General features: G+C 67.3%; 19 protein-coding genes and 1 tRNA gene. 12 read left to right on the forward strand and 8 right to left on the reverse strand.

Features of this window, described 5'->3' with window-relative positions; genetic code table 11:
* The first annotated feature begins 116 nt into the window (after positions 1–116).
* The 4 genes from ACW4E8_RS36585 to ACW4E8_RS36600 all read left to right on the forward strand — a co-directional run bounded on the left by ACW4E8_RS36585 (position 117) and on the right by ACW4E8_RS36600 (position 3,312).
* Positions 117–1,559, forward strand: a complete 1,443-nt coding sequence (locus ACW4E8_RS36585; protein ID WP_456808983.1) for a DUF2252 domain-containing protein — start codon at positions 117–119, stop codon at positions 1,557–1,559.
* A gap of 32 nt (positions 1,560–1,591) precedes the next feature.
* Complete coding sequence (locus tag ACW4E8_RS36590) at positions 1,592–1,903, forward strand: hypothetical protein (RefSeq protein ID WP_456808957.1); 312 nt, start codon at positions 1,592–1,594, stop codon at positions 1,901–1,903.
* 157 nt (positions 1,904–2,060) lie between these two features.
* Positions 2,061–2,963 (forward strand): lipid A hydroxylase LpxO, encoded by a 903-nt coding sequence (gene lpxO, locus ACW4E8_RS36595; protein WP_456808958.1) that lies wholly within the window; start codon positions 2,061–2,063, stop codon positions 2,961–2,963.
* Positions 2,964–3,057: 94 nt separating this feature from the next.
* Positions 3,058–3,312 (forward strand): putative hemolysin, encoded by a 255-nt coding sequence (locus ACW4E8_RS36600; RefSeq protein ID WP_456808959.1) that lies wholly within the window; start codon positions 3,058–3,060, stop codon positions 3,310–3,312.
* An 11-nt stretch (positions 3,313–3,323) separates the two neighbouring features.
* Here the strand turns inward: ACW4E8_RS36600 and ACW4E8_RS36605 are convergent, their stop codons facing one another.
* Positions 3,324–4,829, reverse strand: a complete 1,506-nt coding sequence (locus ACW4E8_RS36605) for a sensor domain-containing diguanylate cyclase (protein WP_456808960.1) — start codon at positions 4,827–4,829, stop codon at positions 3,324–3,326.
* Positions 4,830–4,980: 151 nt separating this feature from the next.
* Complete coding sequence (locus ACW4E8_RS36610; RefSeq protein WP_035819580.1) at positions 4,981–6,417, reverse strand: aminotransferase-like domain-containing protein; 1,437 nt, start codon at positions 6,415–6,417, stop codon at positions 4,981–4,983.
* A 175-nt stretch (positions 6,418–6,592) separates the two neighbouring features.
* Here ACW4E8_RS36610 and ACW4E8_RS36615 point away from each other — a divergent pair, with 175 nt between their 5' ends.
* Both ACW4E8_RS36615 and ACW4E8_RS36620 read left to right on the forward strand, forming a co-directional pair.
* Entirely contained in the window at positions 6,593–6,964 is a 372-nt protein-coding gene (locus ACW4E8_RS36615) for a hypothetical protein (RefSeq protein WP_456808961.1), read from the forward strand.
* A gap of 67 nt (positions 6,965–7,031) precedes the next feature.
* On the forward strand, positions 7,032–8,657 hold the full coding sequence (locus ACW4E8_RS36620) for an NAD(P)/FAD-dependent oxidoreductase (protein ID WP_456808962.1): 1,626 nt from the start codon (positions 7,032–7,034) through the stop codon (positions 8,655–8,657).
* Here the strand turns inward: ACW4E8_RS36620 and ACW4E8_RS36625 are convergent.
* Positions 8,654–9,919, reverse strand: coding sequence for a TIGR03862 family flavoprotein (locus ACW4E8_RS36625; protein ID WP_456808963.1), 1,266 nt, complete (start codon positions 9,917–9,919; stop codon positions 8,654–8,656). The two genes, ACW4E8_RS36620 and ACW4E8_RS36625, sit on opposite strands and share 4 nt — an antisense overlap.
* Before the next feature lie 91 nt (positions 9,920–10,010).
* Here ACW4E8_RS36625 and ACW4E8_RS36630 point away from each other — a divergent pair, with 91 nt between their 5' ends.
* Complete coding sequence (locus ACW4E8_RS36630; RefSeq protein WP_456808964.1) at positions 10,011–10,586, forward strand: DUF1415 domain-containing protein; 576 nt, start codon at positions 10,011–10,013, stop codon at positions 10,584–10,586.
* Here the strand turns inward: ACW4E8_RS36630 and ACW4E8_RS36635 are convergent, their stop codons facing one another.
* Entirely contained in the window at positions 10,587–11,429 is an 843-nt protein-coding gene (locus tag ACW4E8_RS36635) for a class I SAM-dependent methyltransferase (protein ID WP_456808965.1), read from the reverse strand.
* Positions 11,430–11,642: 213 nt separating this feature from the next.
* On the opposite strand from ACW4E8_RS36635, the gene ACW4E8_RS36640 reads away from it, so the two are divergent.
* On the forward strand, positions 11,643–13,256 hold the full coding sequence (locus tag ACW4E8_RS36640) for a DUF342 domain-containing protein (protein WP_456808966.1): 1,614 nt from the start codon (positions 11,643–11,645) through the stop codon (positions 13,254–13,256).
* Between the two features lie 255 nt (positions 13,257–13,511).
* On the forward strand, positions 13,512–13,667 hold the full coding sequence (locus ACW4E8_RS36645; RefSeq protein ID WP_456808967.1) for a hypothetical protein: 156 nt from the start codon (positions 13,512–13,514) through the stop codon (positions 13,665–13,667).
* Between the two features lie 61 nt (positions 13,668–13,728).
* Here ACW4E8_RS36645 and ACW4E8_RS36650 read toward each other — a convergent pair whose 3' ends face one another.
* On the reverse strand, positions 13,729–14,841 hold the full coding sequence (locus ACW4E8_RS36650) for a CapA family protein (RefSeq protein ID WP_456808968.1): 1,113 nt from the start codon (positions 14,839–14,841) through the stop codon (positions 13,729–13,731).
* A gap of 245 nt (positions 14,842–15,086) precedes the next feature.
* Between ACW4E8_RS36650 and ACW4E8_RS36655 the strand changes: the two genes are divergently transcribed.
* From ACW4E8_RS36655 to ACW4E8_RS36665, 3 genes are all read left to right on the forward strand, one after another.
* Positions 15,087–16,475, forward strand: a complete 1,389-nt coding sequence (locus ACW4E8_RS36655) for an FAD-binding oxidoreductase (RefSeq protein ID WP_456808969.1) — start codon at positions 15,087–15,089, stop codon at positions 16,473–16,475.
* 130 nt (positions 16,476–16,605) lie between these two features.
* Complete coding sequence (gene ppk2 / locus ACW4E8_RS36660; protein WP_456808970.1) at positions 16,606–17,523, forward strand: polyphosphate kinase 2; 918 nt, start codon at positions 16,606–16,608, stop codon at positions 17,521–17,523.
* Positions 17,524–17,616: 93 nt separating this feature from the next.
* The gene (locus tag ACW4E8_RS36665; protein ID WP_456808971.1) at positions 17,617–17,823 is read left to right on the forward strand and encodes a hypothetical protein; all 207 of its coding nucleotides are present in this window, start codon (positions 17,617–17,619) and stop codon (positions 17,821–17,823) included.
* A 43-nt stretch (positions 17,824–17,866) separates the two neighbouring features.
* Here ACW4E8_RS36665 and ACW4E8_RS36670 read toward each other — a convergent pair.
* The 3 genes from ACW4E8_RS36670 to pepN form a co-directional block, all read right to left on the reverse strand.
* A tRNA-Thr gene (locus tag ACW4E8_RS36670) sits at positions 17,867–17,942 on the reverse strand.
* A 150-nt stretch (positions 17,943–18,092) separates the two neighbouring features.
* A complete protein-coding gene (locus tag ACW4E8_RS36675) occupies positions 18,093–19,109 on the reverse strand; it encodes a class 1 fructose-bisphosphatase (RefSeq protein WP_456808972.1) in 1,017 nt (338 codons plus the stop codon).
* A gap of 97 nt (positions 19,110–19,206) precedes the next feature.
* Positions 19,207–21,903, reverse strand: a complete 2,697-nt coding sequence (gene pepN / locus ACW4E8_RS36680; RefSeq protein ID WP_456808973.1) for an aminopeptidase N — start codon at positions 21,901–21,903, stop codon at positions 19,207–19,209.
* Positions 21,904–21,937: the final 34 nt, after the last annotated feature.

A 21,937-nucleotide genomic window follows, 5' to 3' on the forward strand; every position in this document is an offset into this window, starting at 1 on the left:
TGACCCCAGCCTGACCCTGCCGCGGCCTGCCGATTGACAAGCCGCGGCGCAGTGCATTAGCTTCTGTTGCAGATGCTGCACAAATGGCAACCGCCGGCGGCGCCGGCATTGGGGGCATGGTGGCGATACGTCAGGAGGGCGGGGAAGCCGGGGCCGAGGGTACCGTCGAGCCCCGGCGCGAGCGCGGCAGGGCCGCACGCCAGAAGGTGCCGCGCGGTGCGCATGAAGCCATCGGCAACGTCGACCGCGACCCCGTCGAACTGCTGGAAATCAGCAGCCAGGGCAGGGTGGAGCGGCTGGTGCCGCTGCGCTACGGCCGCATGATCCAGTCGCCGTTCGCCTTCTACCGCGGCAGCGCCATCATCCAGGCGCACGACCTGGCCGGCACCGCGGATTCCGGGCTGCATATGCAGATCTGCGGCGACTGCCACCTGGCCAACTTCGGCGGCTTTGCCACGCCCGAGCGCGCGCTGCTGTTCGACCTCAACGATTTCGACGAAACCAGCCCCGGTCCGTGGGAATGGGACCTCAAGCGCCTGTGCGCAAGCTTCGTGGTGGCGGCGCGCCACCTGCGGCACAAGGCCGGCGTGGCCGAAGACGTGGTGCGCGAGGCGGTGGGCAGCTACCAGCGCCGCATGCTCGCCTATGCCGACATGGGCATGCTCGACACCTGGTACGACCGCATCACCTTCGAGCGGCTGCTCGAAGAAGAAACCTTGCCCGAAGTCCAGAAACGCATCCGGCGCGGCATGGAGCGCGCCGCCGACCGCACTCACGAGTCGCTGCTGCCCAAGCTGGCCGAGCGCATCGGCGACCGCTGGTCGATACTCGATGCGCCGCCGGCCATCTTCCACGTGCGCGGCGAGCAGACGCTGTTCGGGCCGGGCGACGACTGGCTGGCCGCCAGCGACGCAGACCTGGCGCTGGACCAGGCCTACAAGGACTACCTGTCCACGCTGGCCCCTGACCGGCGCCGGCTGCTCGGCCATTTCACACGCCATGACGTGGCCTTCAAGGTGGTCGGGGTGGGCAGCGTGGGCACGCGCTGCCTGGTGCAGCTGATGGTGGACCAGCATGACAAGCCGCTGTTCCTGCAGGTCAAGGAGGCCACCAGGTCAGTGGTGGCGCGTTACTTCAAGAGCGCGCCGACCGCGCACGAGGGCCGCCGCGTGGTTGAGGGCCAGCGCCTGATGCAGGCCGCGAGCGACCTCTTCCTCGGCTGGGCCAAGGGGCCGTTCGGGCGCCACTTCTATATGCGGCAGCTGCGCGACATGAAGCTGTCGGCACAGATCGAGCTGATGGATGGCGACCTGCTCGCCCGCTATGCCTCGCTGTGTGGCTGGGTGCTGGCGCGGGCGCACGCCAAGGCCAGTGGCCTGGCCGCCGAGGTCAGCGGCTACCTGGGCCGCAGCGACCGCATGGCCGACGTGATGGTAGGCTATGCCAATGGCTATGCCGACCAGGTCGAGCGCGACTACGATCAGTTTGTCGCCGCGTGCCGTTCGGGGCGCCTCGAGGCCCGCACCGATGCCGACATGGCTGCTGATTTCCGCGTGTAGCCCACGCGTCTTGCCTGGCCAGGAGTCTGCCCATGACAGAAGACACCCTGCTGCAACTGATGACGGAAGTCGAGAAGGAAGACCCCATCGACTACGCCGACCTGCCGTTCGACGACGCCGCGCTGCGCCGGCTGGCGTGCCGGCTGATCGCCGAGCGCTCCACCGAGATGGAGGCGTCCGGCCTGCCGGTGGAAGCACTGCTGGCCACGATGTGGGCCTCGACCGCCAAGCTGGTGCTGGAAAACCTGGTGCTCAACGCGCGCCTGCTGACGCTGCAGGGCCTGCCCGACGACGCCCAGGCACTGATCGAGCGCATCGCGCGGCAGTCGCGCGGCGGAGCCTGAACGCGCCAACCTGACTTCCCGGCCCGCACCCCGGGCAATGTGCTGCAACCGTCTCAAGCTGCGGCAGCTCTGCCGTTTCGCTAAAATACGCGTTTTCACCCAGCCGGTCCGCGCTGTGACTGACACGCGGCGGAGGCGGCTGACCAGGAGGATTTCGGTGATCAAGTGGATAATCGTCGCGGGCTACCTCGGTGCCGTCCTGTATGTGCACTTCCGCGGCAAGGTGCGCCTGCGCATCTGGCGCCAGCTGCTGGACCATTCGGCCCTGGTGGCCCCGATCAATTGCTTCATGTATGCGTTCTCGGGCGTGCCCCGCACGCCGTACATCCCGGTCGACAACTTCCCCGACCTGGAAAAGCTGCGCGCCGCCTGGCCCGAGATCCGCGACGAAGGGCTGGCACTGGCCGCGATGCGCAAGATCAAGGCCGCGGACAAGAACGACGACGCCGGCTTCAATTCCTTCTTCAAGTACGGCTGGAAGCGCTTCTACCTGAAGTGGTACGAGGCCCGGCACCCGTCGGCCGAGCAGCTATGCCCCAAGACCGTGGCGCTGCTGCGCGAGCTGCCCACGGTGAAGGCGGCGATGTTTGCCGAACTGCCGCCGGGCGGCAAGCTCAACCCGCACCGCGACCCGTTTGCCGGCTCGCTGCGCTACCACCTGGGCCTGGCCACGCCGAACGACGACCGCTGCTTTATCGAGGTCGACGGCGAGCGCCACAGCTGGCGCGACGGTGAGGGCGTGGTGTTCGACGAAACCTACCTGCACTGGGCCGAGAACCGCAGCGATGGCAACCGGCTGATCCTGTTCTGCGATATCGAGCGTCCGATGCGCTACGGCTGGGCTGCGAAGTTCAACCACTGGATGGGCCGCAAGGTCATGACCGCGGCCAGCTCGCCCAATGACGAGCACGACCAGACCGGCATGATCAACCGGCTGTTCCGCTTTGTCTGGCTGGGCGGCCAGTATCGCCGCCGCTTCAAGGCCTGGAACCGCCAGCTTTACTACGTCACCAAATTTGGCCTGATCGTGCTGGGCGTGGGGCTGATCGTCTTCCTGTAAGAAGCAAGAGAGCCGGCGCAAGCCGGCTCTTTGCCTTGGGCGGGCAGCGATCGCCGTTCACATCCCGCTTTGCGACCCTGTTCCGGAGATCCCGATGCGCGTCCGCACCGCACTGTGGCTGGCCGCCGCCCTTGGCGCCGCCGCATGCACCACGACACCTGCAGAACGTGCCGCCAGCACCGCCGCTGCCGTAGGCAAGCCCAACCCCGCCTCCGTCAACTGCACGCAGCGCGGCGGCAAGCTGCAGATCGTGTCGACACCCGCCGGCCAGTCCGGCATCTGCACCTTCCCGTCCGGCAAGCAATGCGAGGAGTGGGCGCTGATGCGCGGCGAATGCACGCCGGGCTGAGCCGCTAGGCTTCAATCGCGGCGGCGTTCGTTGGCCAGCGTGGTGTAGTAGTCGCGCTTGGCTTGATACATGCGGCTGTCGGCCAGCTTGACGATCTCGTTCAGCCGGTCGCCTTGCAGGCAGGTAGCGTGGCCGATGGAAAGGCTCAGGCGTGCGCCCGGGTAGAACTGGTTGTTCAGCTCCACCACCTTGCCGATCTGCTCGACCACCGTGGCGGCACCGCGCTCGTCGCGCCCGGGCAGCAGGATCATGAACTCGTCGCCGCCGATGCGCGCCACGCAGGCCTGCTCGCCCACCGCCTTCTTCAACACCTCGCCGGTGCGGCGCAGCAGCCCGTCGCCGTCGGCATGGCCGAACTGGTCGTTGACCACCTTGAGGCCGTTCAGGTCCACCGCCACCACGCTGACCGGCCACGGGCCCTTGCGGCCCAGCCGCGCCAGCTCGTCCTCATAGTAGGCACGGTTGTAGAGCTTGGTCAGCACGTCGTGCTTGCCCAGGAACTCGACATAGGCCTCGGCCTTCTTGCGCGCCGTGATATCGGTCAGCGACACCAGCACCTGGTCCCAGTCCGCTTCCCGCCCGGGGAACACCGACCACTGCATGAAGACGTCCACGGCGCGGCCATCGAGCGCGTAGTTGATGACTTCGCGCTGCTGCCACAGCTTCTCGTGCCAGAGGTCGATCAGCTGCTCGGCAAAATGGATGCGCATGTCGTCGCGGAACACATCGCCCAGCCGCGACAGCAGGACTTGCTTGCTGTCCGCGCCGAACATCTGCAGCGTCTGCTGGTTGACGTCGAGCACACGGATCTCCTGCATGCAGCGCGAGACAAAGTCCGGATGCACGTTGAGGAAGGTGCGGAAGTCAGTAATGCCGGCGCCGCGCACCTCATCGAGCAGCACCTTGACCGCGCTGAAGTCCTCCACCCACAGCGACACCGGCGAATGCTCGAACAGTCCCAGCGCATACTGCTCGCTGCGGCGCAATTCGCGCTCGGTGCGCATGCGCGCGGTGATGTCCTTGATCGACAGCAGCACGCGCTCCCAGGTGTGTTCGTGGCCCGGCATCACCGTGGCCTCCAGCTGGATGTCGAGCCGCTCGCCATCCAGCGTGTAGTTGACGGTCTGGCTGGCGAAGCGATTGCCGCCGTCCCACAGCTGGCCGAGTTCCTCGACATGCTGGTCGAGCATGTCGTCGCGGAAGACTGTGTCGAGGTTGGCCACCAGGTCGTCGAGATCGGCTGCGCGGAACAGCTCCAGCGTGCGCCGGTTCACGTCGATCACGCGGATCAGCGCCGAGCACTGCGCCGCTTGCTGCGGGTTCGCGCGCAGGTGGGCGCGCAAGTCGGTGACACCTTCCTTGCGCAGTTGCGCAAAATACTCGCGCACGGCGCTGAAGTCTTCCAGCCACAGCGAGACAGGTGCCAGTTGGAACAGGGTTTGATAGTCGTCCAGGTTGTTGCCGGCAGAGGTGCCGGCACCCCTGCCGACGGACGGCGCCGCGGATGCACTGCTCAAGGCTTTTCTCCTTTTTCTTTTTCCCGTGGTGCGCGGCGCCCGTGGTCGGCCTTCGCCCCCGGAGACCAGCCGGGCCGCCCCTGCGCACCAGCGCATTAGGATAGGCGAGGCGCCGGCAAAAGGGGAGGGATATTGCGGACAGGCGCCAGGGCTAGCCTGCCAGCCGCTGCACGATGGCGGCCAGCGTGCCCAGCGCCCGCTCGATCTGCGCTGAGCGCGGCGTGCCGCAGTTGACGCGCAGGCAGTGGTCGAAGCGGCCGGCGTTGGAGAACATCACGCCCGGCATCACGCGGATGCCGGCCTGCAGCGCCTGGTCGAATACCGCTTCGGACGATACCTGCGCGGGCAGCTCCACCCACAGGTGCATGCCGCCGCGCGGCGACCCCAGCCGCGTGCCGGCGGGAAAGCTGGCGGCGATGGCCTGCGCAAACCATTCGCGCTGCGCGCGCAGCCGGGTGCGCAGCCGGCGCAGGTGGCGGTCGTGCGCGCCGGAAGCAAGAAAGTCCGCGGCCGCCATCTGCGACAGCATCTCGTTGGGTCGCGACAGGCCGAACTTGAGCATCTCCACCCGCGCCTGCCATTTGCCGGCGGCGATCCAGCCCAGGCGCATGCCGGGCGCCAGCACCTTGTGCAGCGAGGCGCAGTGGATCACGTTGCCGCTGCCATCCCAGGCCTTGGCCGCGGCCGGCGGCGCATCGCTGTCGGCGGTGGCCGAGAAGCAGTCGTCCTCGATCAGCGCGATGCCGCGCGCTTCGCACCACTGCACCAGCCGCGCCTTGTGCGCGTCCGGCATGATGCAGCCGAGCGGGTTCTGCAGGTTGGGCACCACTGCCACTGCGCGGATGTTGTCGTAGTGCTGCGCGGCCAGCTCCAGCGCCTCCAGCGAGATGCCGGTCTGGGGGCTGCACGGGATTTCCAGCGCGCGCATGCCCAGGCTTTCCAGGATCTGCAGCAGGCCATAGTAGGTCGGGGACTCCACCGCAATCACGTCGCCCGGGCCGGCCACCGCGCGCAGCGCGAGGTTGAGCGCCTCGGTGCAGCCGTGCGTGATGACGATCTCTTCGGGTGCCAGCTGCACGCGGTTGCGCAGCGCCTGCCGCGCAATCGCGGCGCGCAGCGGCTGGTAGCCATCGGACTCGACCGCTTCGCCGAACAGCTGCGGATGCCGGCGCAGCGCACGCGCCGCGGCACTGCGCAGGGCCTCGGTCGGGTAGAGCGACGGCGCGCAATAGGCGCCGCCCAGATCGGTATGCACGTGCTCATGCTGGCTGCGTGCCAGCAAGCCTGAAATGCGCTGGTGGATGCCGACGTACTGGGCCGGGTCCGGCAGCGCGGCGGCGGGCTCTGACAGTTCGGCCAGCGGCCCGCGCAGCGGCGCGGCAACAAAGTAGCCCGAGCGCGGGCGCGCTTCCAGCAGGCCGTCGCTTTCCAGTTGCCGGCATGCCTGCAGCGCGGTGGACAGGCTCACGCTGTGCAACGCCATCAGCGCGCGCACCGACGGCATGCGGTCGCCGGCGGCGAGCGTGCCGGATTCAATGGCGCGGCGGTAGTGGCCGGCAACCTGGCGGTAGAGCGGGGTGGTGTCCATGGGGGGATCGTGGCGTGGTCGGCCGCATCGGTACAGATACAGAGGCGGGGCCCCTGTATCGTAACAGCCCGAAATCCTGGTTGCTGTTCCGGTCCAGGCGGTACACCGGTGTGCCTGCCGCACGCGCTGGCCGGTCGATAGGCTGGAGTCCTGTGCCTGTTACCGGAGTCCTGCCATGCAAAGCGATCTCAACGACACATCGACCGTGGTGCCGCTGGCGGCCGGCCAGAGCCTGCGCCTGCGCGTGGCGGCGGGCACCGTGCTGCATGCCGGCGTGGGTGAACTGGAGGTAGCCGGTCCGCCGCAATGGCTGGCCGATACCTGCTACGTACCGCGGCGGCGCCTGCGCGCGGGCGACACGTGGATCGTGCCCGCGCGCGGCTGGCTGGCGGTGTCGGCAAGCCGCGCCGGCGCGCTGTCGGTCACGGCCCCGCCGGGTTGGCTGCCCCGGCTGCAAGCCTGGCTGGCGTTGTCCTGGCGCCGCACCGGCCCGGCCTGCCAGCCCGTATCCCGCCCGATTCCCGACTCCGCGCCCGAAAGACTATAAAATTGCGCTCCGGCCGGCCTGGCACATTGGTGTGCCCAACCCCCCGGCCGCAGTTCTCGGGTTCCCCATGCTACGTCTAAGTGAAGTCAAACTCCCGCTCGACCATACCGAAAGCGATCTGGACGCCGCCGTGCGCACCGGCGCCGCGCAGATCGGCGTCAAGGGAGACGGCCTGATCGGCTATACCGTGTTCCGCCGTGCCCACGATGCGCGCAAGCGCTCGGATATCAAGCTGACCTACATCATCGATATCGAGGTGCGGGACGAGGCCGCCGCCATCCAGCGCATGGCCGGCAAGCCGAACTGGAGCGTGACGCCCGACATGGCGTACCACTTCGTTGCGCGCGCGCAGGCAGGCAGCACGCATCCGCGCCCGGTGGTGATCGGCATGGGCCCGTGCGGCTTGCTGGCCGGGCTGATCCTGGCGCAGTCGGGCTTCCGCCCCATCATCCTGGAGCGCGGCAAGGCAGTGCGCGAGCGCACCAGGGACACCTTCGGCCTGTGGCGCAAGAGCGTGCTCAACCCCGAGTCCAACGTGCAGTTCGGCGAAGGCGGCGCGGGCACGTTCTCGGACGGCAAGCTGTACAGCCAGATCAAGGACCCGAAGCACTATGGCCGCAAGGTGCTCAACGAGTTCGTGCGCGCCGGCGCGCCGGAAGACATCCTGTACAAGGCACGCCCGCATATCGGCACCTTCCGACTCGTGAGCATGGTCGAGAAGATGCGCGCCGAGATCACCGAGCTGGGTGGCGAGATCCGCTTCGAGACGCGCGTGGACGATATCGACATCGACGGCGGCCAGGTGCGCGGCCTGAAGCTGTCCACCGGCGAATACCTGGAAGCCGACCACGTCATCATGGCGGTGGGCCACAGCGCGCGCGACACCTTCGAGATGCTGCATGAGCGCGGCGTGTTCATGGAGGCCAAGCCGTTCTCGCTGGGCTTCCGCATCGAGCATCCGCAGGGGCTGATCAACCGCAGCCGCTTCGGCAAGTTCGCGGGCAACAAGCTGCTGGGCGCGGCCGACTACAAGGTGGTGCATCACTGTAGCAACGGCCGTTCGGTGTACAGCTTCTGCATGTGCCCGGGCGGCACGGTGGTGGCGGCTGCTTCCGAGCCGGGCCGCGTGGTGACCAACGGCATGAGCCAGTACAAGCGCGCCGAGCGCAACGCCAATGCCGGCATCGTGGTCGGCATCACGCCGGAGGACTATCCCGGCGGTCCGCTCGCCGGCATCGAATTCCAGCGCAAGTGGGAAGAGCGCGCGTTCGAGCTGGGCGGTAGCAACTACTGCGCGCCGGGCCAGCTGGTAGGCGATTTCATCGCCGGCCGGCCGTCGACCGCGCTGGGCTCGGTGGAGCCCTCGTACAAGCCCGGCGTGACGCCGACCGACCTGAGCACGTCGCTGCCTGACTACGTGATCGAGGCGATCCGCGAGGGCATTCCCGAGATCGACAAGAAGCTGCCCGGCTTTGCCCTGCATGATGCCGTGCTGACCGGTGTGGAAACGCGCACCTCGTCGCCGCTGCGCATCCGCCGCAACAACGATGACTACCAGAGCATCAATGTGAAGGGCCTGTACCCGGCAGGCGAAGGCGCGGGCTATGCCGGCGGCATCTACTCCGCGGCGATCGACGGCATCGAAGTGGCCGAGGCGGTGGCGCTCAGCATCGTCGGCGGCAAGGCCGCCTAAGCCTGCTGCAGGTAAGCCGCGGCCCCAAGCGCCGCGGTGCGCCCGCTGGCAAAGCACGCCGTCAGCAGGTAGCCGCCGGTGGGCGCTTCCCAGTCCAGCATCTCGCCCGCGCAGAACACGCCCGGCAGCGCGCGCAGCATCAACCCTTCATCCATCGCTTCGAAGCGCACGCCGCCGGCGCTGCTGATGACTTCGTCGATGGGCCGCGGGCGCAGCAGCCGCAGCGGCAGCGCCTTGATCGATGCCGCCAGCGTGTCGGCATCGTGCATCGCTTCCTTGGACAGGCATTCGCGCAGCAGTCCGGCCTTGACGCCGGTGAGGCCAAGCCGGCTTTGCAGGTGGCTCGACAGCGAGCGCGCGCCGCGCGGATGCGTTACCTGCGCGCTGACGTGTTCGGCGCTGTGCGCCGGCAACAGGTCAAGGTGGATGGTGGCGTCGCCATCGGCTTCGATGCGGTCGCGGATCGGCGCTGACAGCGCATAGACCAGGCTGCCTTCGATGCCGGTCGCGCTGATGACGAACTCGCCCTGGCGGTAGTGCGCGTGTTCATCGCGGCCGGTCAGGGCGATGGCTGCCGGCTTGACCGGCTCGCCGGCAAAGCGCGCCGCAAACGCTTCGCTCCACGCCACATCGAAACCGCAGTTGGCGGGCCGCAGCGGCGCAATCTCGACGCCGCGCTCGGCCAGCCGCGGCACCCACGCACCATCTGATCCCAGCCTTCCCCAGCTGGCACCGCCCAGCGCCAGCACCACCGCGCGCGCCTGCACGACCGTTTCACCGTGCGGCGTGGCAAAGCGCAGCGCGTGCTGCGCGTCATCGTCCCAGCCCAGCCAGCGGTGACGCATATGGAACTGCACGCCGGACTCTCGCAGGCGGTGCAGCCACGCGCGCAGCATCGGCGCGGCCTTCATGTCGGTCGGGAAGACGCGGCCGGAACTGCCGACGAAAGTCTCGATGCCAAGCCCGTGCACCCAGTCGCGCAGGGCCTGCGGGCCGAAGCCCGCCAGCATCGGCGCGATCTGCGCCATGCGGTTGCCGTAGCGGCCAAGGAAGGCCGGCTCCGGCTCTGCATGGGTCAGGTTCATGCCGCCCTTGCCGGCCATCAGGAACTTGCGCCCGACCGACGGCATCGCGTCATAGACGGCCACGCTGGCCCCCTGCGCCGCCAGCACTTCGGCCGCCATCAGGCCGGCCGGACCGCCGCCGATGACGGCAACGTCGAGGCTGGCTTGGGAAGGGGAGGAAGTGGCGGAAGAGGGCATCAGGAGGCTCGGCAGGGGCGGGGGGTGTTTCCGCCGCGGATTATAGAGCCTGCGGCAGCGCTAGAATGACGGTTTGCCGCGCCTTGCCATCATGACCTCCGCCACTCACTCCGCAGACACCGTCGTCGCCGCCACCCGCCACTGGCTGGAACGGGCCGTGATCGGGCTCAACCTGTGCCCGTTCGCCAAGAGTGTGTATGTGAAGGAGCAGGTGCGCTACGTGGTCAGCACCGTCACCGAGGCGCCGGACGTGATGGACGACCTGGAGCGCGAACTGTGCCTGCTGGCCGATGCCGACCCGGCGCAGGTCGACACCACGCTGCTGATCCTGCCCGATGCCGTGGCGGACTTCCTCGACTTCAACGACCTGCTGTATTTTGCCGAGCGCCTGCTCGGCAGCCTCGGGCTGGAAGGCACGCTGCAGATCGCCAGCTTCCATCCGCAGTACCAGTTTGCCGGGACCGAGCCGGACGATATCGAGAACTACACCAACCGCGCGCCGTATCCGATCCTGCACCTGCTGCGCGAGGATTCCATCGCCCGCGCGGCGGCGGCGTTCCCGGATGCGGCGGACATCTACGAGCGCAACCAGGCCACCATGCGCCGCCTGGGCCACGACGGCTGGCAGCGCTGGATGGCGGGCGAGGGCGAGCCCGGGGAAGCGTGATTACGCTGCCGCCGCCGGCGCGGCGAAGAAGCGCTCGCGCATCTCTTCCAGCCCCAGTCTTTCCAGCACCTCTTCCAGCCGCTCGGCCGGGCGGCGGCGCGGCAGGTCCTTGTACTGCGCGATGATCAGCTCGTTCTTCATCGAGTGTTCCCAGCCCACCAGCTCGGTCACGCTGACCTGGTAGCCATGCGCCTCCAGCTGCAGGCAGCGCAGCACATTGGTCACCTGGCTGCCGAATTCGCGCGTATGCAGCGGGTGGCGCCAGATCTCCGTCAGCGGATTGCCCGCCAGCAGCTTGCCCTTGTGCTTGCGCAGCACGCTGGCCACCTCGGCCTGGCAGCAGGGCACCAGCACGATATGGCGGGCCTCTTTGGCCAGCGCAAAGCGGATCGCGTCGTCGGTCGCGGTATTGCACGCATGCAGCGCGGTGACGACATCGACGGTGGGCGGCAGCTGCGGCGACGTGATCGAATCCGCCACCGACAGGTTCAGGAACGACATCCCAGGAAAACCCAGCCGCGCAGCCAGCGCCTGCGAGGTCTTCACCAGTTCTTCACGGGTTTCGATGCCGAAGATGTGTGAGTCGTCCTGCAGCGCCTTGAAGAACAGGTCGTAGAGGATGAAGCCCAGGTATGACTTGCCGGCGCCGTGGTCCACCAGCGTGACATGGCCGCGCTCGGTCTTGACCTCCTGCAGCAGCGGTTCGATGAACTGGAACAGGTGGTAGACCTGCTTGAGCTTGCGCCGGCTGTCCTGGTTCATCTTGCCGTCGCGCGTCAGGATATGGAGTTCCTTGAGCAGTTCGATGGACTGGCCGGGGCGGATTTCGTGGGTATTTGACATGAGGGGGACTGCACAGGCTGCGGGGCGCGGCGCGCCCCGGAATGCCGACAGTTTACCGAAAACTCCGGCGGGCTCCCCTGAAGGCGAGTGGCGATGACGCCGTCGGGGCGTGCTGTGCGCTAAAGTTCTCAGCGCTCCTGCCGTTGGATAAGAATCGATAACAAGCGGAGCGCCGGCACCCGCCGCGTCGCCGCAAGACGATTCAGGGGACGCATGACGCATGAATCGGGTTTGCGCCTGGAACTTGCCGAGCCAGGCGAGCAGGTGCATGCACGCTACGCGCCGCAGCCAGGCAGGCTGCCGCCGGACCAGGCCAGCCTGCGCCAATGCCTGGACAGCCTGGGCTGGGCCGGCGCGCGGCTGGATGCGCGCGCGGTGGCGCAGTTCCTGGCGCAATGCCAGCGGGCCGGGCATGAGATCGATGCCACCATCGGCACGCTGATTGACGGCGCGTTCGAGCTCGACATCACCGCCGACGGCCTGGCCGTGCGGCTCACGCTGCTGCCAGCCGAAGGCGGCCGCCCGGTAAGCGCGGAGGACATCCGCCGCGCCGTGGCGGAGCGCGGCGTGGTGGCACCGATCCAGACCCTGGCACTGGACGCCGCGCTGGCCGAAGGCAGCTGCGAGCTGCGCACCATTGCCGCCGGCGTCGCGCCGCGCCAGGGTGAGCCGGCGCGCTTCATCAACCTGCTCGAGCCGCGCAAGCCAGCGCAGCCTGACGACGAGGCCGGCAAGGTCGACCTGCGCGACCTGGGCAACCTGCTGCTGGTCAGCCCCGGCACGCCGCTGATGCGGCGCGTCCCGGCGGTGCGTGGCAATGATGGCGTCGACGTATTCGGCAAGCCCGTCGCCGCCGATCCGGTCGATGATCCGCCCTTTGCCGAAGGCCTGACCGGCGCTGCCGCCGATGCCGACGATCCGGAGCTGCTGCGCGCGGTGATCGCCGGATCGCCGGTGGTTGGCGTGCACGGCATCTCGGTCAGCCCCGTGGTGCAGGTGGAATCGGTCGACCTGCACTCAGGCAACGTGGCGTTCGACGGCACGCTGCGCGTGTCGGGCGACATCCGCACCGGCATGTCGGTCAACGTCAGCGGCGACGTGGTGGTCGAGGGCACCATCGAAGCCGCCAACGTCGAGGCTGGCGGCAATGTCATCGTCAAGGGCGGCATCATCGGCAAGGCTGACACCGGCCGCGCCGAAGGCGGCATCAGCCGCGCCAGCGTGCGCTGCAAGGGCGCGGTGAAGGCGCGCTTTATCGAGAATGCCGTGGTCGAGGCCGGCACCGAGGTCAACGTCGAAAGCGGCATCCGGCAGAGCGATGTTGCTGCCGGCGAGCGCATCGTGGTGGGCGGCACTGGCGCGCAGGGCAGCATCAGCGGCGGCCGCAGCCGTGCCTTGCTGGCGGTGCGCGCCGCGGTGCTGGGCGCACCGGCCGGCACGGCCACCAGCATCCAGGTCGGCCTGAATCCTTTTGCCGACGCACAGCGCGCCGCGCTGGAAGCCGAGCGCCGCCGCATGCTGGAAGAGCAGAACAAGGTCAAACAGCTGGTGGATTTCTTTGCCAAGCATCCCGAGAAGGCCGTGGGCGACCTGCGCGAAAAGGCGCGCGCGACACTGTTCAAGCTGTCGCGTGACCTGTTCGAGCTGGAGGCACGCCTGACCGAGCTGGGGCAGCAGATGCAGCCGGCCGCCGATGCCGTGATCGACGCCGCGCGCCGCATCCATGGCGGCGTCACGCTGCAGGTGGGCAGCCGCGTGCTCAAAGTGATGGAAGACAAGCCTGGCGGCCAGATCCGCCTGGTCGACGACCGCATCACCGTCAGCTGAGCGCGCGCTGTTATCCGCGGGGATTTGTACTATGCTGCAGTTATGTCCTGGGGTGCCGCAGGATGGGCGAGAGAGCTAGAGTCGGGCAGTGAATGAAGAAGCGGATCAGCACTCTGTGGAAGCGTTACACGGAACCAACTCACGTGGCACTGGAATAACCGGAAGGCCAGCCATCAAGGCTGGCCTTTCTGCTTTCTGTGACGGCTGCCAGGCGAACTACACTGTAGGTGCAACCATTATCCAAAGGAGGTTGCTATGGCCGCCACCTTGATTACCGCGCTGGTCCTTATCGCCCTTGTTGCGTGTGCCGCAATTGTCATCTGGACGTTGCGGGAAAAGAACCCGACGCTGCTGCAGCAGCAGGAGCAGTCGGTGCGCACATGGTTTGACCACATGATCCATCGCCACTGACGCCTGGCGATTGGCATTCGGGCAGCCCGCCGCAACGGCGGGCTTTGTCATGAGCTGAGGCTCATACCGCCCACAATCGCAGTTCATGCAATCCGCTGCGCTCCACCCGGGTGCCGAGTGCCCGTCCCTCGTCTTCAAACATGGCCTGCAGCCACGCCATATCCACTTCGCGCGCATAGGCCAGCCGGAAATGGCTGCGCCGCAATGGCACCAGCCGCAGGTCGGCGCTGCCGCCGGCATCGAAGCTGACGAAGGCCATCAGCGCCAGGTCCGGCCGGTAAGCGTCGTAGCCACCGATGCCTTCGTAGTCGTTGATGAAATCGCCGCAGCCATACAGGATCGGCTTGCCGGCATGCAGCTCAATACCGAGCGGATGATGCGAGGAATGCCCGTGCACGATGTCGATTTCGCCGCTTTCCACCAGCCCGCGGGCGAAGGCGCGTTGCGCGGGGTCGATATGGTAGCCCCAGTTCGGGCCCCAGTGGATCGATACCACCACGACGTCGCCGGCACGCCTGAGCTTGCGCACCTGTGCGGCAATGCGTTCGCGCGATGTAACGGACCAGTCTTCCAGCAGGTTCACGCCGGAATGCCCGGCGCTGGCGCGCCAGGCTGCGGGGGTGCCGGCATTTTCCATGGCGAGGGCCAGCACCACCACGCGGCCGCCGCCGGGCAGTGGCAGCAGTGCGGCTTGCGCCGCGCTCGCCTCGTCGGGGCCGGCACCGGCATGTGCGATATGCGCCCCGTCGAGCGCTGCCACCGTATCAGTCAGGCCCGCGCGGCCCCAGTCCATCACATGGTTGTTGGCCAGCACCGCGCAGTCGATGCCGGCGGCCTGCAGGCAGGCGATATTGCCCGGATGCATGCGATAGTGCACCGCCTTGCCGGGCCAGGCATCGTCGCTGGTGGTGATGGCGGTTTCCAGGTTGACGATGCGCGGCCGCGCAGCGCGCCTTTCCAGTTCTGCCAGGGCATCGCCCCAGGGGTATTCCGGCGCGGCGGGGCGCGCGATCGGGCCGGCCTTGCGCTCGGCCAGGTGCACGTAGTCGAGCGCGGAATGCACGTACGATTCATGCAGCAGCGGTTGGCTGGGATGCGCCAGGATCTGGTCGATGCCGCGCCCGGTCATCACGTCGCCGCACAGGAACAGGGGAGGGTGGCTGGCTGTGTTCATGGCGCAGCCGGTCGGCGCGTGGGGACCGTGCCGGCTGTTCATTCATGATAGGCCGGTAGGGTGGCGGGGCGGCATGATCGCGTTGCGGCACTTGCCATGGAGATTGTGCGCGTGGGGCCAGAGTCCCATTTACATTCATCCGGTGCGTGCCTTTAATGATGTAGTCATCGGTCCTCGTGGCCATCTCCCTGCACCCAAACGCCGCGGGCCGTCCGATGTTTCCAACCAGCATCGGGAGGCACATCATGGCCCAGCCATCGCAGGAACACATTGAGGCACTCAAGGCGCAGCTGCGCGGGCGCCTGCTGCAGCCAGACGACAGCGGCTACGACGAAGCGCGCCGCATCTGGAACGCGATGATCGACCGCCGTCCGCCACTGATCGTGCAGGCTGCGGGCGCTGCCGACGTGATCGCCGCGGTCAACTTTGCGCGCGACCATGGCGTGCTGCTGTCGATACGCGGCGGCGGCCACAATATCGGCGGGCTGGCGATCTGCGAAGACGGCATGGTGCTCGACCTGTCGCAGATGAAATCCGTGCGGATCGATCCCCACGCGCAACGCGGCTATGTGGAGCCTGGCGCCACACTGCGCGATTTCGACCATGAGGCGCAGGCCTTTGGCCTCGCCACGCCACTGGGCATCAACTCCACCACCGGCGTGGCCGGGCTGACGCTCGGCGGCGGCTTCGGCTGGCTCAGCCGCAAGTTCGGCACCACCGTCGACAACCTGGTGTCGGCACAGGTCGTGACTGCCGACGGCAAGCTGGTACGCGCCAGCGCCGACGAGAATGCCGACCTGTTCTGGGCGCTGCGCGGCGGCGGCGGCAACTTTGGCGTGGTAACGATGTTCGAGTTCCGGCTGCACCCGGTCGGCCCCGAGGTCTATGGCGGCCTGATCGTCTATCCGCTGGAACAGGCCGCCGCGGTGCTGCCGGCCTACCGTGAACTGTTCAAGTCGATGCCGGACGAGCTGACCGTCTGGGTGGTGCTGCGCCAGGCGCCGCCGCTGCCGTTCCTGCCGCCCGAGGCGCACGGCAAGCCGATCGCGGCACTGGCGATCTGCTATATCGGCCCCCCGGACAAGGGGCCGGAATTGGTCGAGCCATTGCGCAAGCTCGGCACGCCCTATGGAGAGCATGTCGGTCCCATGCCGCTTACGGCATGGCAGCAGGCGTTCGATCCATTGCTGACGCCGGGCGCTCGCAACTACTGGAAATCGCACAACTTCGCCGGCCTGGACGACGGCCTGATCACGATGCTGATCGAGCAGATCGGCAAACTGCCCTCGCCGCAATGCGAGGTCTTCATCGGCGCCATGGGCGGGCAGACCAACCGCGTCGCGCCCGATGCCACCGCCTACGCCAGCCGCGACGCCAACTTCATCATGAACCTGCACGGGCGCTGGGACGCGCCCGCTGACGACGACAAGTGCATCGGCTGGGCCCGTGAAGTGTTCCGCGCGGCAACGCCATACGCGCTGGGCAGCGTCTATGTGAACTTCCTGACACAGGAAGAAACCGACCGCATTGGCGCGGCTTACGGGCCCAACTACGACCGGCTGGTCGAGGTGAAGCGGCGCTACGATCCGGACAACCTGTTCCGCCACAACCACAACATCAATCCAGCGGCGTAACTGGCGTAATCTGCAGGGACAGGCAGGAAAGCGGGGCAGGGCGGGTGGCCTGCCCCGTTTTCACGCGGCTGCAATACTGGCATGCGAGCATCGCCGCGACCGCGTTGTATCCACAGGGAGAGCAGATCAGATGAGACCGGGCGAAGCAGAACTGGTGCGGCGCATCCACAACGAGGTGGCCGACTACTACGACGAAGAGATCGAACTGGAACTGGACGACCGCGAAGCCAGCGAGGCCTTCGGCGATCCGGTGCACCTGGACGACGAGGCCGAGCAGGACAGCCGCCGGCACTATTTCCGCGAGCTGTTCCGCCTGCAGGGCGAACTGGTGCGGCTGCAGAGCTGGGTGGCTGCCACCGGGCACAAGATCGTCATCATCTTCGAGGGGCGCGACGCTGCCGGCAAGGGCGGCGTGATCAAGCGCATCACGCAGCGCCTGAACCCGCGCGTCTGCCGCGTGGCGGCGCTGCCCGCGCCCAACGACCGCGAACGCACCCAGTGGTACTTCCAGCGCTACGTGGCGCAGTTGCCCGCCGCCGGCGAGATCGTGCTGTTCGATCGCAGCTGGTACAACCGCGCCGGCGTCGAGCGCGTGATGGGCTTCTGCTCCGACGACCAGTACGAAGAGTTCTTCCGCTCCGTGCCCGAGTTCGAAAAGATGCTGGTGCGCTCCGGCATCCAGGTGATCAAGTACTGGTTCTCGATCACGCACGACGAACAGCGCCTGCGCTTCCTCAGCCGCATCCACGATCCGCTCAAGCAGTGGAAGCTGAGCCCGATGGACCTGGAATCGCAGCGCCGCTGGGAGGACTACACCAAGGCCAAGGAAACCATGCTCGAGCGCACGCATATTGCCGAAGCGCCATGGTGGGTGGTGCAGGCCGACGACAAGAAGCGCGCACGGCTGAACTGCATCCATCACCTGCTGAGCCAGGTCCCCTATGCGGAAGTGGAGGCGCCCAGCGTGGTGCTGCCGGGGCGCGAACGGCATGAGGACTATGTGCGGCAACCGGTGCCGAAGGAGATGATCGTGCCGGATGTGTATTGAGGGATCGGGCACTAGGGTATGCACGGGGTGCGCCATCGTCCCCCTGGGGTAGACGGCTACCTATAATGAAAACAGCCACCTGGAAATCCAAGGGTGGCCGTTATCGTGGAACTGCTAGTTTTTTGGGCGGCCATGCTTGCTGCCTACCTCCTGATGAAGCGTGCCGGCTGCTTCAGCCAGCCGGTGCTTTATCCCGACTTCGATCATCCCTTCCGCTACTGGTGGGCGCAACGGCTGGGGCGCCAGCTGCTACCGCCGACTTTGCCGGATCACAGGCAACAAAAAACCCGGAGAGCGTGACGCTGTCCGGGTTTGTTTGTGTGGGCGATGCCCTGGAATTCTGTGGTGCCGAAGAGAGGAATCGAACCCCCGACCTTCTCATTACGAATGAGCTGCTCTACCGACTGAGCTACTTCGGCAACATGTTCCGGTGAACTGGAACAGCCCGCAATAGTAGCAGCGTTTTTCCGCCTTGTGAACCCCTTTTGTGTCGCCCGTGCCATCCGGCCGGGGCCAAAAGAAAACGGGGCGCCACCTGGGCGCCCCATCTTATTGCCGCGTGGCCGGAATCAGGCCTTGCCTTCGGCTTCCAGGTGGTAGCGGGTGACGCGTTCCACTTCGTTCTTGGAGCCCAGAATCACGGAGACGCGCTGGTGCAGTTTTTCGGGCTGCACGTCCATGATGCGCTGGTGGCCGTTGGTGGCGGCGCCGCCGGCCTGTTCGACCAGCATGGCCATCGGGTTGGCTTCGTACATCAGGCGCAGCTTGCCGGGTTTTTCCGGCTCGCGCTTGTCCCACGGGTACATGAAGACGCCGCCGCGGGTCAGGATGCGGTGCACGTCGGCGACCATCGAGGCGACCCAGCGCATGTTGAAGTTCTTGCCGCGCGGGCCTTCTTCGCCGGCCAGGCATTCGTCGATATAGCGGCGCACGGGCGGGGCCCAGTGGCGCATGTTCGACATGTTGATGGCGAATTCCTTGGTGTCGTCCGGGATCGTCACGTTGGAGTGCGTCAGCACGAAGCTGCCGGCCTCGCGGTCCAGCGTGAACATGTGCACGCCGTTGCCCACGGTCAGCACCAGGGTGGTCTGCGGGCCGTAGACGGCGTAGCCGGCGGCGACCTGGTGGGTGCCGGGCTGCATGAAGTCGGCCTCGGTCACGGTCTGGCCCGGCTTGGGCATGTGCAGCACCGAGAAGATGGTGCCGATCGAGACGTTGACGTCAATGTTCGACGAGCCATCCAGCGGATCGAACAGCAGCAGGTATTCGCCCTTCGGGTAGCGGTTGGGAATCTCGTAGAACGATTCCATTTCTTCCGACGCCATCGCGGCGAGGTGGCCGCCCCATTCGTTGGCGTCGAGCAGTACTTCATTGGCAATCACGTCCAGCTTCTGCTGGGTTTCGCCCTGCACGTTGCCGGTGCCGGCCGAGCCCAGCACGCCGGCGAGGGCGCCCTTGCTGACGGCGTTGGAAATGGCCTTGCAGGCGCGCGCGACCACTTCGATCAGCAGCCGCAGTTCGGGCTGGATCGTGTTGTGCTTGCGCTGCTCCTCGACCAGGTAGCGGGTGAGGCTGATGCGAGTCATGGTTGGTTCTCCTTGGATGGCCGCAATTCTACATGCCAGACCACGCAGGGCCGGGCAAAGGGGGCGTTGGCGGGCCTCCTTGTGTCGTTCCCGCCGCTCAGGCGGCCAGCGCCTTGCCGACGATCTCGCGCACGTCGCGCGACAGCGTGCTGCTGGCCGCGACGCGTTCCAGTTCGGCGCGCATGCGGTCGCGCAGCGCCAGTTCGTACTTCTGCCAGCGGTCCATCACGCGCGCCAGGCGCGCGGCCACTTGCGGGTTGATGGCGTCGAGCGCCAGCACCTGGTCGGCCCAGAAGCGGTAGCCCGAGCCGTCCTGGGCGTGGAACTGCGCCGGGTTGCCGGAGCAGAAGCTGAAGATCAGCGAACGCGCGCGGTTGGGGTTGCGCAGGTTGAAGGCGGGGTGCTCCATCAGTGCGCACACGGTGTCGATGGTGCGCTTGCCGGCGTGCGGGCCGACTTCACCGCGCTGCATGCCTTGCAGCGAGAACCATTTGTCGATCACCAGCGGGTCGTCCTCGAAGCGCTCGTAGAAGTCCGCCAGCGCGTGTTCGCGGCCGGGGGCGAAGCTGTTGACCAGCGCCGACAGCGCGGCGAAGCGGTCGGTCATGCTGTCGGCGTTCTGGTACTGCTGCTCGGCCAGCGCCTGCATCGCGGCGTCGCCGCTGTCGGCCAGGTAGCTGAGCGCAAGGTTGCGCAGTGCGCGCCTGGCGGCGGATGTGGCGTCGGGCGAGTAAGGGCCCGGCGTGGCGTTGGCCTCGTAGGCGGCCAGCCAGTCGGCCTGCAGTGCGCGCGCCAGGCCTTCGCGCATGAACTGGCGGGCGCGGTGGATGGCGGCGGGATCGGCCACGCCCATGCGCTCGGCCAGGTAGGCCTCGGCGGGCAGCACCAGCGCCTGTTCGCGGAAGGCGGGGTTGAGCGTGTCGTCGGTCAGCACGGCGCGCATGGCCTGCACCAGCGCGGGATCGAACTTGAGCTCGCGCCCGGCCTGGACGTCGGCCACCAGCTGCAGCAGTGCACGCGTGGCCAGGCGCTGCCCGGCTTCCCAGCGGTTGAAGGCATCGCTGTCGTGCGACAGCTGGAAGGTCAGCTGCGCGTCGGTGTATTCGGCATCGACGATCACCGGCGCCGAGAAGTTGCGCAGCAGCGACGGCAGCGGGGCACTGGCGCCGCGCGGCAGGTTGATGAAGCGGAAGCTCTGCTCGGCCTGCGTGAAGTCGAGCACGCGCGTGGTCGCTCCGGGCGCGCTTTCGCCTTCCAGTTGTAGCGGCAGGTCCTTGCCGTCGGCGCCAAGCAGCCCGAGTGCGAACGGGATATGGAAGGGCTGTTTCTCGGGCGTGCCGGCGCGGGTCTCGATGCCGACCTTGGGGCAGCGCTGCGACAGCGTCAGCGTCAGGCAGCCGTCGTCGCCGTTCCAGTCCGTGCGCGCCGTCACCACCGGGGTGCCGGCCTGGCTGTACCACAGGCCGAACTGGCTCAGGTCGCGGCCGTTGGCGTCGGCCATGGCCGCGCGGAAATCGTCGCAGGTGACGGCCTGGCCGTCATGGCGCTGGAAGTACAGGTTCATGCCCTTGCGGAAGCCGTCGCGGCCCAGCAGGGTCTGGTACATGCGCACGACTTCGGCGCCTTTCTCGTAAACCGTGACGGTGTAGAAGTTGTTGATCTCTTCGTAGCTGTCGGGGCGCACCGGGTGCGCCATCGGGCCGGCGTCCTCGGGGAACTGCACCTGGCGCAGCACGCGCACGTCCTCGATGCGCTTGACCGCGCGGCCGGACTCGGAGCCCATCATGTCGGCCGAGAACTCCTGGTCGCGGAACACCGTCAGGCCTTCCTTGAGCGAAAGCTGGAACCAGTCGCGGCAGGTCACGCGGTTGCCGGTCCAGTTGTGGAAGTACTCATGGCCGACCACTGCCTCGATATTGGCGAAGTCGGTGTCGGTGGCGGTCTGCGCGTTGGCCAGCACGTACTTGGTGTTGAAGATGTTCAGGCCCTTGTTCTCCATCGCACCCATGTTGAAGTCGCCCACGGCGACGATCATGAAGCGGTCCAGGTCCAGTTCCAGCCCGAAGCGGTGCTCGTCCCAGCGGATCGAATGGATCAGCGAATCCATGGCGTGGCGGGTCTTGTCGAGGTCGCGCGCCTCGACCCAGACCTGCAGCAGCTTGTCCTTGCCGGAGGCGGACTGGATCCGCTCCTCGATGCATTCGAGCTTGCCCGCGACCAGCGCGAACAGGTAGGCCGGCTTGCGGAACGGGTCTTCCCACACGGCTTCGTGGCGGCCGTCGGGCAGTTCGCGCTGGCCCACCAGGTTGCCGTTGGACAGCAGCACTGGATAGGCGGCGCGGTCGGCGCGCAGCGTGACGCGGTAGGTCGCCATCACGTCGGGGCGGTCCAGGAAGTAGGTGATGCGGCGAAAGCCTTCGGCTTCGCACTGAGTGAAGAAGTTGCCGTTGGACACGTACAGGCCCGACAGCGTGGTATTGGCCGCGGGCTGGCACGCGGTGGCGATCTCCAGCGTGCCCTGTGCCGGCAAGCCAGGGATGGTCAGCGTGCCGGCATCCTGGGTCGCGTTGGCGACCGGCTTGCCGTCCAGGCTGACGCCGATCAGTTCGAGTTCCTCGCCGGCCAGCACCAGCGCTGCGTCGGGCGCGCCGGCCTGGCGCGCGAAGCGCAGCGTGCTGGTGACCACCGTGCGCTGGGGATCGAGGTCCAGCACCAGCTCGGCGTGGTCGATGGCGAACGGCGGCGGGGTATAGTCCTTGCGATAGACGGTAACGGGCGTGTCGGTGCGCAGCATGGAAAGATCCTGTCTTCGGAAGACCGTTAGGAAA

The sequence above is a fragment of the Cupriavidus sp. CP313 genome (assembly GCF_054072015.1).